General features: G+C 29.0%; 17 protein-coding genes. 9 read left to right on the top strand and 8 right to left on the bottom strand.

The window, feature by feature from the left end; genetic code table 11:
* Window positions 1–300 precede the first annotated feature (300 nt).
* Together SVN78_01380 and SVN78_01375 are read right to left on the bottom strand one after the other, a co-directional pair.
* Window positions 301–1,575, bottom strand: coding sequence for a solute carrier family 23 protein (locus SVN78_01380; protein MDY6820259.1), 1,275 nt, complete (start codon window positions 1,573–1,575; stop codon window positions 301–303).
* Window positions 1,572–2,636 (bottom strand): radical SAM protein, encoded by a 1,065-nt coding sequence (locus SVN78_01375; protein MDY6820258.1) that lies wholly within the window; start codon window positions 2,634–2,636, stop codon window positions 1,572–1,574. The genes SVN78_01380 and SVN78_01375 overlap by 4 nt, the downstream gene beginning before the upstream one ends.
* A 39-nt stretch (window positions 2,637–2,675) precedes the next feature.
* Between SVN78_01375 and SVN78_01370 the strand changes: the two genes are divergently transcribed.
* The gene (locus tag SVN78_01370; protein MDY6820257.1) at window positions 2,676–3,611 is read left to right on the top strand and encodes a YhjD/YihY/BrkB family envelope integrity protein; all 936 of its coding nucleotides are present in this window, start codon (window positions 2,676–2,678) and stop codon (window positions 3,609–3,611) included.
* Window positions 3,612–3,626: 15 nt separating this feature from the next.
* On the opposite strand, the gene SVN78_01365 is transcribed toward SVN78_01370, so the two are convergent.
* From SVN78_01365 to SVN78_01340, 6 genes are read right to left on the bottom strand one after another with little or no spacing between them, the layout of a single operon-like run.
* Window positions 3,627–4,076 (bottom strand): hypothetical protein, encoded by a 450-nt coding sequence (locus tag SVN78_01365; GenBank protein ID MDY6820256.1) that lies wholly within the window; start codon window positions 4,074–4,076, stop codon window positions 3,627–3,629.
* A 30-nt stretch (window positions 4,077–4,106) separates the two neighbouring features.
* Window positions 4,107–4,454, bottom strand: a complete 348-nt coding sequence (locus SVN78_01360) for a hypothetical protein (GenBank protein MDY6820255.1) — start codon at window positions 4,452–4,454, stop codon at window positions 4,107–4,109.
* Between the two features lie 25 nt (window positions 4,455–4,479).
* Window positions 4,480–5,679, bottom strand: coding sequence for a type II secretion system F family protein (locus SVN78_01355; protein MDY6820254.1), 1,200 nt, complete (start codon window positions 5,677–5,679; stop codon window positions 4,480–4,482).
* A complete protein-coding gene (locus SVN78_01350) occupies window positions 5,679–7,133 on the bottom strand; it encodes a GspE/PulE family protein (protein MDY6820253.1) in 1,455 nt (484 codons plus the stop codon). Before SVN78_01350 ends, SVN78_01355 begins: the two co-directional genes overlap by 1 nt.
* Window positions 7,134–7,138: 5 nt before the next feature.
* Window positions 7,139–9,046, bottom strand: coding sequence for a secretin N-terminal domain-containing protein (locus tag SVN78_01345; GenBank protein ID MDY6820252.1), 1,908 nt, complete (start codon window positions 9,044–9,046; stop codon window positions 7,139–7,141).
* A 29-nt stretch (window positions 9,047–9,075) separates the two neighbouring features.
* Window positions 9,076–9,966, bottom strand: coding sequence for a hypothetical protein (locus tag SVN78_01340; GenBank protein MDY6820251.1), 891 nt, complete (start codon window positions 9,964–9,966; stop codon window positions 9,076–9,078).
* A gap of 187 nt (window positions 9,967–10,153) precedes the next feature.
* Between SVN78_01340 and gspG the strand changes: the two genes are divergently transcribed.
* The 8 genes from gspG (at window position 10,154) to SVN78_01300 (ending at window position 15,392) form a co-directional block, all read left to right on the top strand.
* Window positions 10,154–10,600 carry a type II secretion system major pseudopilin GspG gene (gene gspG / locus SVN78_01335; GenBank protein MDY6820250.1) on the top strand — a complete coding sequence of 149 codons (447 nt, stop codon included), beginning with the start codon at window positions 10,154–10,156 and terminating at the stop codon, window positions 10,598–10,600.
* 92 nt (window positions 10,601–10,692) lie between these two features.
* Window positions 10,693–11,142 (top strand): type II secretion system protein, encoded by a 450-nt coding sequence (locus SVN78_01330; GenBank protein ID MDY6820249.1) that lies wholly within the window; start codon window positions 10,693–10,695, stop codon window positions 11,140–11,142.
* A 5-nt stretch (window positions 11,143–11,147) separates the two neighbouring features.
* Window positions 11,148–11,546, top strand: coding sequence for a prepilin-type N-terminal cleavage/methylation domain-containing protein (locus tag SVN78_01325; GenBank protein ID MDY6820248.1), 399 nt, complete (start codon window positions 11,148–11,150; stop codon window positions 11,544–11,546).
* Window positions 11,512–12,243, top strand: coding sequence for a prepilin-type N-terminal cleavage/methylation domain-containing protein (locus tag SVN78_01320; protein ID MDY6820247.1), 732 nt, complete (start codon window positions 11,512–11,514; stop codon window positions 12,241–12,243). Before SVN78_01325 ends, SVN78_01320 begins: the two co-directional genes overlap by 35 nt.
* On the top strand, window positions 12,240–13,172 hold the full coding sequence (locus SVN78_01315) for a type II secretion system protein GspK (protein MDY6820246.1): 933 nt from the start codon (window positions 12,240–12,242) through the stop codon (window positions 13,170–13,172). The genes SVN78_01320 and SVN78_01315 overlap by 4 nt, the downstream gene beginning before the upstream one ends.
* On the top strand, window positions 13,159–14,154 hold the full coding sequence (locus tag SVN78_01310) for a hypothetical protein (protein ID MDY6820245.1): 996 nt from the start codon (window positions 13,159–13,161) through the stop codon (window positions 14,152–14,154). The genes SVN78_01315 and SVN78_01310 overlap by 14 nt, the downstream gene beginning before the upstream one ends.
* A gap of 141 nt (window positions 14,155–14,295) precedes the next feature.
* Window positions 14,296–14,673 (top strand): hypothetical protein, encoded by a 378-nt coding sequence (locus SVN78_01305; GenBank protein ID MDY6820244.1) that lies wholly within the window; start codon window positions 14,296–14,298, stop codon window positions 14,671–14,673.
* Window positions 14,670–15,392 (top strand): hypothetical protein, encoded by a 723-nt coding sequence (locus tag SVN78_01300; GenBank protein ID MDY6820243.1) that lies wholly within the window; start codon window positions 14,670–14,672, stop codon window positions 15,390–15,392. The genes SVN78_01305 and SVN78_01300 overlap by 4 nt, the downstream gene beginning before the upstream one ends.
* Window positions 15,393–15,409: the final 17 nt, after the last annotated feature.

The raw sequence follows: 15,409 nt of genomic DNA, 5'->3' as shown, positions 1-15,409 counted from the left end.
CACATCCCATACACCTATTCTGATCAAAATAAAATGCTATTTGTTTTTTTGCCATTATCTCCTCCTAGCTTACTATTTAACCCTTTTTTATATTCACTCTTGTATCTGCACCTAATGTCATTCCCTGACATATCCTAGAGGGTGATTTGAAAAATAAGAAAAAAGATGAAAATTTAAGTCTTATCCTTTTATTATTTTAATTAATTTATTTACAATTTAGTATTAATTAAGTCAATATAATTTATCTAATAAAATTTAAACTAAATCTAAGACATTTTATTTTAAATAAAATAAAATTGTTTATTTAGTTTTCTTATATATTAAATGTTCTAAAATAAAGGCAAATACAACTCCTATTACAAAGCCATTTGATAAAAAGGGCATTAAAAAATTAGGATAAGTCGTTGTAATACTTTCCGGCATAAATGCCATGAGCGTGCCAAGCATCACTGAAAAACCAACAATTACCCCATCTCTATATTCAAAGTTTTTATCCTCAAATAACAAATAGAAACCAGCACCTGTTTGAGAAGCCATAATATAAAAAAACACAATCCCAATTATAAATGGATGTATTAACTGCACAAAAGATATAAGATAGGGCGAAAAAGAAATTATGAAAAGAAGAGAAGCAGTAAATAATAGCACATACTTAGATGCACACTTGGTAATCATAATTATCCCAGGGCTAAAGGAATAATTTACTACACCTATAGTCCCTAACATAGAGGAAATAAAATTTGTAAAACCTGTAACAAATACACCTCTTTTCACTCTACCTTTATCCTCTTTTGCCTTTACAAATGTGGCAACTGAGCTAATAGAGCCAACATCGTTAACAGCAAGCGCCAAATAACATATTATAAATGAAAAAATTAAAGCAGGATCAAACCACAAAGAAGATAAATAACCCTTAAAAAAAGCTAGATTAAAAAAAACGGGTTCCATATTATTATTATGTTTACCACCAATTAAACTAAATATTAAAGTCCCTACAAGTATTGTCCATAATATTAGAGAATTTTGCCAAAAACCTTTCAGCTTATTTTCTAATAAAAATAACAATATAAATATAAAAAAAGCAATCAAAAAATTGCAATATACTGGCAAGCCTATTGGCTTTTCAATTAGATTAATAACTGTGGGCAACATTGCAAAAGCAATTAAAATTAATACTACTGTTATTATATTTTTTGTAAATAGTTTTAACATATACTTTATAACATTGGTGATTCCTAACAAACTAAGTAAAATGCTTCCCAATAAAAGAGCTGTATAAATCGAGCTGATATTAAATGCCTCTGATGAAACAATACCAACTAATAAGACAGTTGCTGGTCCTGGAATTATGGGTAATTTATGACCTAATAAAATCTGTAGAAAAATAGAAATTGAAACTATAAGTGTAAGTTTTTGTACATACAAAAGCTCTCCTTCTGTATCTACAGAAAAAGTTATACTTATAATCTTACTGACAATTATTATTATGGGGATTATAATTACAAACCATTGTAAACCATTAATAATAAATACACCAAGGGTTGGCTTATCCTCTAAATTAAAATCAAACTTCATTTACTATATTTAAGTGGTATATAATCACAATAAGGCTCTTCAGCCATATAATTATCATAAATAGCATAAGCTCTAGCTCTGCAACCTCCACAAACAGAGAGATATCTACATACTCCACATTTACCTTCATATTTTTTAAAATCTCTTAATTCATTGAATAAAGAAGAGTTATACCAAATCTCTTTAAAAGATTCTCTAAAAACATTACCTGCTGAAAGTGGAAAATATGAACATGGGTAAACATCACCACTACTATTAACAAAGCAGATTAATTGAGCAGCTACACAGCCCTTGTTGCCACCTGTTGAAAATTTTAGACTTCGTCTTTCAGTAGAAAGCCCCTCTCTTTTACTTCTATCATACCATACCCTATAATACTGTGGGGCACACGTTGGTCTAATTAATATATCCTTTTCATTCCTCTCTAAATCATAGTGCCAATTTAATATCCTCTCATAATCTTCCTTGCTGACTAATTCATCTAATAAATCCTTTCCTTTACCTGTTGGAACAATTAAAAACATATACCACGCTGTTGCCCCCAATGATTTTGCCAACTTGTAAACATTTTCAATATCATCCTGATTTCTCTTAGTAAACGAAGAATTAACAATAAAAGGAATACCATGCTTATTAAATAGCTCTACTGCTTCCAAAGCCTTGTCAAAGGCTCCATTTTGCCCTCTAAAATTATCATGTATTTTTTTATTAGAACCATCTAAACTAATTGAAACTATCTTCGTACCTGAATCTTTTAGTCTCTTGCATACATCATCATTAACCAATGTTCCATTTGTTGCCACACACATCCTAAAGCCTTTATCTGTTCCATATGCTATAATATCATATATATCTTCTCTTAAAAGGGGTTCACCACCTGTTAAAACAATAGCGGGTTTAGCAAAGCTAGCTACCTCATCTAAAAAATTATGGGCTTTTTCTAAGTCAAACTTAGAGTGTTCATTACCCATATAATAAGCACTCCTACAATGAACACATGATAGATTACATTTTAATGTTATCTCCCAAGCCATCCACTTTAATTCCCATTTATTCTCCATATTGCTATCTCCTTTTATAAAGGTTAAAATTAATATATTATGTTAACTCTCTTTGTTCAATTAGAAAAAATAAGGTATTACTTTATAAAAAATATAAATATTATATTATTAACATTAAATAACGTATATGAAAAGCGCCTAGTTAACCATGCAGCTGCTTTAGCATATTATTTTATTCTATCAGTAATACCATCACTAATTTTAATCATAATACTTGCAAATAAAATATTGATCATCTATCCCAATATAACTAATGCCGTTATTAAATACATTGAAGGACTAAATCCATCACTTTCTAATTTTATTAATAGTACAAATGCTTTAAATACAGATATAAATGGTGGATACAGTTTAATAAGCTTATTCTCTTTAATAATAGCTGCCTCATTATTCTTTAGGGCCTTAATAAGATGTTTCAATATAATATGTGATAACATACCAAAAAAGATAATTACAGGTTTTTTTCTGCCTTACTTGTTAACCTTAATATCCACTATATTAATTATTATAATAATATTATTTCAGCTATTAGCACAGATTTTTATTAAAGTATTTATTCATATTATCCCCTTTAAAATACCTCCTTATTTCATTTTTTTAATAAACAATTTCTTAATACCAACAATAGTTATATCTATTGCAACATTTATTAGCTATTATATGCTATCAAATAAAAAAATTACAATAAAAGCTAGTTTATATGGTAGCATTACTTTTTCCCTCACCCTTTTTTTTACAAACTATTTGTTTAACACCCTCTATAACCCTTACATTTACAACTATCTCTATGGTTCTTTAACTTATATAATAATTTTATTAATCTGGTTATATGTAATTTTTATATTATACCTATTATTTGCAGATCTTTCGTATAATCTATCAAGATTTGATGAACATATTAAAGAAATTAGAGTAAAAACTAATCCAACATTTTTAGAAAAAATAATTATTAAAATATCAAAAAATTATATATAAAAATATTATTTTAAATTAGTCTCTTATATATAATATTTCCTTAACTACACCATTACATATTATTTCAACAACATCGTTATATTGAAATGAATCAGGTATTCTAAGCTCTGCTTCAAAATGTCCATTTTCATCAGGCATGATCCTGCCAACTGTTATCTCTTCTCCACCATTTCTATTTCTTAAAATAATCTCAACAGTATTATCGTAATCATTGCTACTAGTTGGATACCAACCATATCCCTCTATTATAATTTCATCACCTGCATGTGGGGTATAATCACTTACTTCAATTCTCTCTAGCCATTGATTAGGCTCTATTGAAACATTATCAGAACTTGTCTGCCATGATAATTTTGCATTATTAACATACCCTATACCCTTACCATCAAGTCTAGAAAATCCATTAGCAGAATAAGCAACAATTAATAAAGTTATAATAATATATAGGATAAATCTTTTATCCATAATTTCACCTCATTGTATATATAAATTTATTTAACGAATACGTAAGTAGCTATCTGCCTCTAAACCATTAACATAAATATCAGCAGTAGAGTATTCTAAATCTGGTGGAATCAGACAGGATCCACCAAAAGTACCATCTTCATAGGCAAAAGCTTCACCACATTTTTTTAGTACCATACCACTGCGTTTTGGCCCATGTTCTGTCAGTTCGATTATAATTTTTTCATAGGGCTTCCAGCCTGTACCAAGTATCCTTATTCTTTCACCCTTGTAAGGATTATCTTCACTCAATTCTATAGTTTGGGCATATAAGATATTCAGAGATAATGTAAACATTGCAAAAACCATTATAATAATAAATCTACCTAAATACTTCATAATATTTAAACCTCCTAACTCAGAATCATTTTATTAATGTATTTAATTCAAATAGTGGTCCCATGATAGAAATCACAATAAAGCCAACTATTAGTCCGATAAAAACAATAAATAATGGCTCTATAACTGAGATAAATGCAGATGAAAATTTTTCAACCTTCTTTGAATAAAATTCACTAACCCTTTCAAGTATACCAGGCAAATTTCCAGATGACTCACCAGTTACTACAGCTGCAAGAAAAAGTTCTGGAAATATTTTTTTACTCTCCATAGATTTCGACATCTTCATACCACCTTTAACATCTTCCTGAACCTCTAAAATAACATCTCTTAGATATATATTGTTAACTGTTGAAGATGCTGATTTTAAAGCGTCTGTCAATGGTAATCCTTCCCTCAATAAAAAAGAGAAAACATGGGTGAATTTTGCCAATAGTATTTCTCTAATAGCTCTAATGTTGTATAATTTGCTGTCAATTTTGAAACGGAATATATTATTTTTTGTATATAAATATCTAATAATCATCATAAATAATAGAAGAAACACAGCAATAAAGATGCCATAATTTTTAATAAACTCACCTGAAAATATAAGTATTTGTGTACTTGCAGGGATTTCTCTGTTAACTGAGGAAAATACCTTCTCCATTTTAGGAACCACATAGGAAAGCAAGAAACCAACTACACCTAAACCTAACACAAAAACAGTTATGGGATACACTAAAGCAGATCTAATTTTATCAAAGGCTTTCTTTTTTTCTTCCTCATAGACAACTATATCTAACAAAACATCAGCGAGTCTACCAATATTCTCAGAAACCCGAATTAAATTAATATACATCTCATCGATGAGAGAATATTTATATTTTTCCAAAGCAACTGAAAACCTACTACCCTCTGAAACAGTTGATGAAACATCAAGGAGAAATTTTTTTAACCTTTCACTGCCTACACTTTCAGCAACAACCTTAATAGCTTCAACTAAGGGAATACCACTCTTTAATAATAGAGCTATTTGAAAGAAAATATCGGGAATATACTTCTTTTTATTTCCAAAAATAGAAAGTATTGAAATTCGCTTTTTGGTTCTAGAAGGCGTAACATCTGATACGAGTACACCTGCATTCTTTAACTCCATCAACAGGGAAGTCTTTGAAGGAGCCTCTTTTATGCCTTTTATAACCTTTCCTTCCTTGTTTAGTCCTTCATATGTATATGTTGGCATTATTCAATACTAGTTATTGCAATTACTTCTTCAGGAGTAGTCACACCCTTTTTTATCAAATTATATCCATCTTCAAACATCTGTTTAAATCCTAAAGATTTTGCAGTATTTCTTATTTCAAAAGCTGAAGCACCCCTGTTAATTAATTTTCTGATTTCATCATTAATCTCTAAAAATTCAAAAATAGCAGTTCTTCCTTTATAGCCAGAATAAAAACACTCTTTACAACCCTTACCCTTATAATATTCATCTAAAGGTAGATTTGCATTACTAAAATAACGCTTAATTTCTTCATCAGCCTCTACTTTTATAGCGCATTTTGGGCAAACTTTCCTTACTAGCCTTTGAGCTATAATCAATAGTAGTGACGAAGAGATTAAAAAGGGTTCAATATCCATCTCTATAAGCCTAGCAACAGCAGAGGGTGAATCATTTGTATGTAAAGTAGATAATACCAAATGCCCTGTTAATGACGCTTGTATAGCTGCTTTTGCAGTTTCTTCATCTCTTATCTCCCCAACTAATATAACGTCAGGATCTTGTCTTAAGAATGCTCTTAATGCATTTGCAAAGTTCAGATTTACAGCAGGATTAACTTGAACTTGGGTAAGACCTGCAATATCATATTCTACAGGATCTTCAATTGTTAAAATATTTTTGGTATCCCTATCCATCTCTAAAAGTGAAGCATAAAGCGTTGTTGTCTTACCAGAGCCTGTTGGGCCTGTTACTAGTATTATGCCATTTGGCCTATTTAAATAGCTTTTCAATTTATTAAGCCACTCTTTTGGTATACCAATACTATCTAATGTAATTAAGTTCTTTGATTTTTCCAAAATCCTTAAAACAGCTTTTTCACCAAATATAGAGGGCATAATAGATACCCTCATGTCAACACTGCGATTGCCAACCCTAATATTTATACGGCCATCCTGAGGTTTTCTAGTTTCTGCAACATCAAGCATTGACATAACCTTAATTCTAGCAAGCACTGAATCGTGCAAGTTTTTAGGAAACTTTTTGTAAGTTCTCAATTTGCCATCTATTCTAAATCTCACAACAAATGCATTCTCATTAGATTGAAAATGAATATCTGAGGCACCACCCTTTACAGCATTTATAATAATTTGATTCACTAATTTTATAACAGGTGCATCATCATAGGATGCTGATAGAATATCAGACACATCCTCTAGATCTTCTGTAGTAGACGCATCAAATTCACCCTGCACATCACCACCATAATACTCTTCTAAATGTTCTAAAATTTTCCCTTTTTCAACCTCCTCAAAGTTTCCATCGGCCCCAGTAAACAAAGCTAAAAGCCTTGCCTTTTTAAGTCCACTATCACCATTGTAATAATAATTTAACCTACCATCTTCATCAAATACTGGAACAAAGTCACTTCTATCGGGGAATCTTAAATATTCTTCTTTTAACTTATCTATATTCATTTTTCTTAAAAACTATCATACTCCTTCTTAAACTCTCTATTAGATTCTAACTTTTCCTTTGTTATATTATCTATCTTGGGCCTTGTATCAATTATCTTTGCTGACAAAAAAACCATTAGATTTGTTTTATCATTTGAACTACCACTGGTTCCGAAAAGCCATCCAATTAGAGGTATATCCTTTAAAATTGGTATCCCACTCTCCCTTTTATTACTATCGTTACTTATCATACCCCCTATGACCATCATAGAATCATCTGGCATTTTAATACGTGTTTTTGTTCTTCTTGTAATAGTTGCAGGAGTTGTAGCGGCTAAACCTTCTACCTGTTGCACTCTCTTTACTTCTAATTCAATATTTAATGTAATCTCATCTGCAGAAGAAATCAAGGGGGTAATCTTCAAGGATGTACCAACATCTCTATATTCAGTTTGACTTATTGAAGTACCTCCTTCGGTTACAGATTGTCCTGTATCAAAAGGTCTATTTTGACCAACAAACACTTCTGCCTCTTCATTATCTAAGGTCAATATCTGTGGCTTTGACATAATATTCATTGCGCTATCAGTGGCTAGTGCAGTAAATAGAGCTGTTATTGATCTAAATATTTGCCCCTGATATGTTATGGTATCACCTAGCACACCAGTAGAAAACCCCCCTGGTAAAGCACCACCGCCTGATGTACCACCTTCACCGCCTACAGAACCAGAGGTCCCGCCTCCACCTGAAGCTATACCTTGGTAGCTACCTATGTTACCCCCTGTATAACCACCTGTAATAAGTGTATTGCCACTTTCACCAATTGCAATCCATTCAACACCAAAATCATCAGTCTTAGAAACAGTTGTCTCAACTATTAAAGCTTCAACATAAACCTCTCTTCTAGTCTTATCTAGTTTATTAACCAGTGTTTCAACCTTATTATATAATTCCTGATCCCCAATAGCTATGATAGAATTAGTTGGCTTGTCAGCTGCAACAGCATATTTAACAATCTTTTCTTCAGTTGTAACCTCAGAAAGTAATTTATTTAAAACCTCTTCGACATCTTCAGCTTGAGCATTCTTAAGATAATATACCTTAGGTGCCCCTCTAGTAGCTGCACCTGAAACATCAACATTTGATACTATATATTCTATTCTTTTATAGTCTTCCTTGGTAGCTGCTATAATTAAAACATTTGAGTAGTCATCTGCCATTATTGCAGGGGTTAGTGATGTTAAACCTTGCTTATTTAAATCACCATAAAACCTAGTTAGTTTTGCCTCTATATTACTTGCAGTTGTATTCATAACAGGAAGAGCATAAACTTGCATGCCCCTTCCCCTTTCTTCTAACACTGATATTATATTGAGCATCTTTTTTACTCTTTCTTCTGTATCTCTAACAACTAAAGCATTAATCCCTCTTATATCATCTACAATACCAGTTCGTGTTTTTATTCTATTAAAGCTTGTTGCTACACTTGTAGAGTTAACATTCTCTAGCACAACAACTGTAGTAATAATATCTTGACCGTCTTTACTTACAGTTTTTGCAAAAGTATCAGGATAATCTTGCATATCAATATATTTGATGATCTGGATATATTCACCCCTATCAACAGCATATAAATTATTTACCCTAAGTGTTGCATAGAATAGCTCAAGGATTGCTTTTTTAGACATATCTTGCTGAGATGATATAGTTACATTTCCTCTTAAGTCCTGTTCATTATAGACAATATTTTTACCAGTAAACTCAGCAACAAAATCAACAAATTCCTTAAGTGTCAAACTCTTTAAATTAAGATTGTAATTTTCATCGCTTTTTTTAACTTCCTGAGCATCTACTAAATCTATAATAGCTATATTAATAAATACTAATAATAATATTAATAAGTATATAACAGATCTTCTCAACAATCTAAGCATAAGCATTTTAACTTTCCTCCAAAGCTAAACTATTTAATTTCAACTAATATAGTTCTTCTCTCATTTCTTCTTAAGATATCAATCGTGACAGCTGATTCATTCTGCCAATTCGTAAAAAGCTCAAACATCTTTTCTGGCGTATTTATCTCTTCACCATTCATTCTCACTAAAACATCACCATTTTCAAGACCCGCCTTTCTTAGAAAAGCATCCATCCTCATTCTACCAATTCTATAACCCACAAATTTTCCATCTAAATAATATGGGGATATATACATAGTACTAATTAAGCTATTTATATCTGAAAGATTTTCTTTAACATCTTTCCTGCTTACCGTCCTCTTTATTGTCCCTCCTTCGCTATTATCCTCTTCGCTTATTTCTCCTATATTCTCTTCCCCGTCTTCTTCCAAAAACAATCTATATTTTTTGCCACCATACAGGATAACCACATCTTTTAAGTTTATAGATTCTACACTTATTCCATCGGCTACATCGCCAACTGATAAAACATAAAAATTATCCTTTGTTCTAATCAATGCATAAGATTTAATTTTTCCTTTCAATATACCAACTAGATCTCCCTCAAATTCACTGTTTTTAGCTGCATTTTCATTTTTTTCTATAGAGCCTATAGAGGCTTTTTCTTCTAAAGCTTGCATACGGGCTTCATTATAAACATCTATCTTTAGAGGGTTCTTTTCTAAGATTAATTCTGTATCTATCTCGTTCTTTTTTTGGTCTACTTCTCCAAAATTATCTGGCAGCTTAATTATAAATTCATCATGCTTTTTATAAATAAACATTGTTAAAACATATGCGCTACTGAAGGCAAATATAATGGTACTAAATAACGCTAATGTTTCTTTTTTACCAACATTAAAATTACCTAATATTTTTTTGCTAATTATCTTCTTCATTATGAATGTATTGCTTTTTATATTTATCACTTTTATATTACTATTGCCATTTTGAAGTCAATAGTAAATAAAAATTCAAAAAAATATATTTTTCACTTACATATATTGATAAGTTATAAATTTTTAGTATATTTAAATTCAATAGAAATAAATTTAAAATGTTACAAAAACTTATTTGGAGATTACCATGCAAAACAAAGGATTTACATTAATTGAAATATTGGTAGTTATTGTAATACTTGGTTTGCTTGCTACTTTTTTGGTGCCAAGAATAATAAGCAAGCCTGATGAAGCTAGAGTTGTTAAGGCAAAATCAGATATAAAAGCTTTAGAAACAGCACTAAAAATGTATAGACTTGATACAGGGAGGTATCCAACAACTGATCAAGGTTTACAAGCCTTAATTGAGAAACCTGAGATCTCACCAGTTCCTAACAATTGGAATGGGCCATATTTGGATTCTGAAGAACTCCCAAAAGATCCTTGGGGGAATGAATACGTTTATAGATCGCCTGGAGAATATATAGAAAACACAAGAAGACAAAGAGATTATGAAATAATCTGTTTAGGTGCTGACAGCAAAATTGGGGGAGAAGGTTTTGATGCTGATATTAAAAACTATGAAATTAAATAAAATAGTTTATATAATAACATGATTATATAATAACATATTGTTATTTATTGGATTCATTTAATTATATATAATGAATTCATTATCTGCCGAATATGAAAGCTTTTACATTAATTGAATTATTAATTGTGTTAGTTATCTTAGGAATTGGTTTTATGAGCTTTACTCCTGTTATATTTGATAATGTTATTGAGCCAAATAAATTAGTAGCCTTTTTCAATGAAACACTTGAAAAGTATACAGATGAAGCAAATAAAAAAGGAGAACCAATTGTATTGAAGGGTTCAAAATCACAAGCAACACTAACTAAAGTAACTGAAAAAAAATTAAATTCAAATAGCAACAATGAAGAAATTGATATTCCAACTCCATCTACAATCACAAGTGTAGAGATAAATGACGAACTATCTTATAAAGATACATTTTACATCAACATTTACCCAAATGGAATCTGTGATCACTTTATAATAAATTTTAGTGATCACGCCTCAATTGAATCAATACCACTTATTATGGAAGTTGTAGAAAAAAGTAATAAAAACTAATCAAAATGAAGAAAATAAATGGATTTACTTTACTAGAAGTTTTAATTGCACTTACGGTCTTGTCTATATCTATGTTAGGTGTTTATTCCCTTTTAAATATATCACTAACAATGGAAAACAGAAGAAATGATAGAGAGTACTTGTTTCAATTTGGCTTTGAACGTTTGTTAAAAGAGGAAAATTTTAAAAAAGCGGATTTAAAGGAAGCCGAAAGGATAATGGGTCATAGTATAAGCTACGATAAAGAAGCAGACCAGATAGAACTTTTTGATGAAAAAGAACTTAAAGAGCTACTAGAAAAAGCTAAAAGTAAGGATTTTTCTAATAAATTAGAAATTATAGAAAATAAAATTACAACAGAAGGAAGAGATGTTTATTACTATACAATCTCAGAAATCAAATAGAGATAGGCGGTTGCAAAATGTAAAAATATCAGCCTTTACACTTCTAGAAATTATAATTGCTGTTGCTATTAGTGCAATGATTATATTAGGCTCATATTCTCTGTTTAATAGCATATTTAGTGCACAAACAAATGTTACTGATAGCCTAATAACAACTAAAATCTACAACGGCTTAACAAAGATTATAAATAGTGATTTTAGGAATATGTTGCCAGCTACGGAAGAATTGATAGCTCAAATTGATAATGAGACAGACAATAGTACTGAGAATAATGATACAAGTTTAAGTTTAAATAAAGAAAATAATAATAGTTTGTTTAACAATGAAACAGATAAAACAACTGATAATGTAACGGATAATGCAACAAAAAAACAATACATAATCCTTAGAGAAGAAAATAATTACCCAAAAATAACATTTTTAACCTACAATAGTATATTTTTTAATAAAGCCTTCCCAGTTAGAGTTACTTATTATATCGATGATGATAACTATTTTGTTAGAGAAGAAAGAAAAAAAGATGTTGATTTTGAAAAAAAACTTAGACTTATTGGAAATATAGATAAATTTGAAATATCCACATTTAATGGAGAGAAATTTGAAGAAGACAAAGCAAATCCAACACTTATGAGATTTTTATTTACAATTAAAGATAGAGATTACCTTATAACTACTGGGAAAATAATTAGAGAATGACAATTCAAGCAAAAGAGAAAAAAAGTAAGGGGAGTGTTCTCGTTTACGTTTTAATTATTGTATCTTTTTCTGTTGCTTTAGCATTTACAATAAATGAGAATATAACTAAAAATTATGAAAGTACCTTCAGTATATATTATAATAACCAGGCTTATCTATATGCCAATAGTGCTATTAATATAGTAAAAACACTCTTTGAGTTAGATGATGATGCCTATGACTCAAAAGAGGATATATGGTATAATATACCACCTATCAAACTTAAGGAGGGGATCCTAAGATTTGATATCAAACCAATTAATGCAAAAATTAATATTAATCTTTTAAACACTGAAGGAGATACTGAATTTGCACTTCACATCATAGATGTTGTTGATAAAATTTTCAAAGAAGAAAATATAAATTCTCTAACACCTGGCATTATTAAAGATTGGATTGATAAAGACAACGAACCTGCCGATTATGGTAGAGAAGATTACATCTATGATGAAAACAATTTAATATATAAGATTAAAAACAAACCTTTAGACACTATTATGGAATTAGCCTATATAGGATCATTTAATGATTATGAAAAACTAAAAGATTATTTTACAACTGTAGGAGAAGATAAAAAATTAAATATAAATTTCTGCAGCGAAGAAACATTAAAAGCATATATACCAGATTTAGCCTCCTATGCTAGTGATTTCATTGAATATAGAAGAAATAATATATATAAAAATAAATCTGATATAACAAAAGCAAGCTATATTTCAGATGATGAGTATGTAGAGGCAGTTAATTATCTAACAATAAAAAGTAACCTATATTATATAAAAATCATTGTTGAATTTTTTAATAACAACTATACTTATCACATACTTTATAATAGAAAAGAGCAAAATATAGATAAGTTTATAGAAGGATATAATAATGACTACTTCTAGTAATAGAATATATTTAAAGGATAATCGATTCTACAAAATTATAGATAGTAAACACCTAGAGGAGATTGATATCGAATATTTAAAAGAAAGTATTTTTCAGCTAATAATAGATGATTCTTATTTCTTCTATGATTCTTTGGAATTACCAACCACAAATAAAAGAAAATTACGAGCAATTATAAAAAACTACTTGCTTACTAACTACCCTGAGGAACTAATTAAATATTTTTCATATATTAATATCAACAATAAAACCATAATATATATTATAAATAATGAATTAATTGAGTTAACCTATAAATACACAGAATTATTTAAACTAGCTGATAGGATTTCAACCCCCCTATTAGAAGCGCTAAGTTTATATAATAATTTTACATATAAAACAAAAAACATAATCTACGAAATTGAAAATATGCAGATAAAGCACTTAAATAAAGATAGTGGCAATGTATTAACAGCAGATGATATTATATATAATCTTCAAAACATAAACTTAGATATTGATTTGTTAATTAAGAAAGAGAATGCCCTTTTGTTATTTAAAAAATATAGAATACCTATAGTGTTATTAACTATTGCATATGTTTTATTTGTTGCTGGGGAAATCATAAAAATAAATACATTAGAAAATAGGTTAGAAAAATACAATAATCTATTAATTGAGATATATAGAGATGCAGGTGTTTTAGATTCAAGTGATCCTCTTGGTCTATTATTGTCGAAAGTTAACAGCGATAACAATAACAATAAAATTATACTGCCAACTATTTATAAAATTAGCAAGGCAGTTGACAATAATACAACAATTGATAGTATAAATATCAATTTTGATACAATAAGATTTGATGGTATTACCCAAGATTATAAGTCATTAGAAGAAATAACCTCTAACCTAGAAAAGGAAACGGGTAAACATGTTACAATCTTAAACACTAATAAGGAAAAAGAGTATATCAAATTCTCAATAAGAATAGGATAGATAATGAATTTTGATAAATTAAATTTAGATTTTGGAAGATTTAAAAATTTATTTATTAAGAAAAACAATACTATAATAATAAATATTACGATATTATTATGTATCTTATTATTATTTTTTTTTACACATATTGCCTTTAAAATGAAAATAGACAGTATAAATGAAGAGATAACCAATACAAAAAAAACAGTAACAAATGCTAATGAGTTGTACCAAAGATATAAATTACAAACAAACGAGAGATCGTTACAGGTTGGTGGAGGTTTACTCTCTTTTATACAATCCTTTAGCAGATCACTAAAATTAGAAAATAACATAACATCTTTGAGGCCAAACCCCACAAGTACTGGTAACGAGGGCGTATCAGTTAGAATTGAAGAATTAACCCTTTATGATATCGTAGAGATACTAACAAAATTGGAAAAATATTCAAATCTCAAAATAGAGGTTTTTAATTTAGCCAAAAGGTTTGATAATCCAAAAAAAGTAGATATATATCTAGAGATCACAAAAATATGAACAACCTAACATCTATTTTAAAATATATTATTGTTTACTTAATATCATTTTTAATATTTTTTATTTTATTATATCCTTATGAAATTATTATAACAAATTTTATAAATAAAATTTCAGAAAGTTATAACATACCTATACAATATTCAAACATTAATAGTTCTCTTTTTAAATCCAGTATAGGAGAACTCAATATATTAATAAATGATAATATTAAAATTAATAATATAAATATAAAATACTCCCCTTTTTCAATTATAACAAACAACTTTGCCATAAAAGCTGATGATAAGAATTTGAAATTAACAGGATATCTCAATAATAACAATTTAAAGACTGATATTAATTTGAACATTAATAATGCAAACTTACAAAATGTTGTATGGAACGGAAATTTAGACATTAAAAGTAATATAAACCTTAAAAGCTATAGGGGAAATGTTGATATACACTCAAATAAATTAGCATTGACAATTTCAGATAAGAAAATAAACATCGATAATATAGTTTTTAAAAGTTTTGTCTCAAATGATCAGATTGAAATAAACAATCTAAAAATAAGTGGAGATTTAAAAGCCTCTGCAAATGGCATTATATTTATAAATAAGAACAATCTAAAATATTCATCAATGAATATTAGAGGAACAGTCACAATGGATAATCAATCAAAAAATATATTTGTTAGAGGAACCTTCCATAATCCAACAATTATAACAAGATAAACTATACCCATGAATTA

It is taken from the genome of Deferribacterota bacterium, assembly GCA_034189185.1.
GTDB lineage: Bacteria > Chrysiogenota > Deferribacteres > Deferribacterales > UBA228 > UBA228.
Note: the sequence above shows the minus strand (reverse complement) of the source record. Positions and strands in the feature narration are given on the sequence as shown.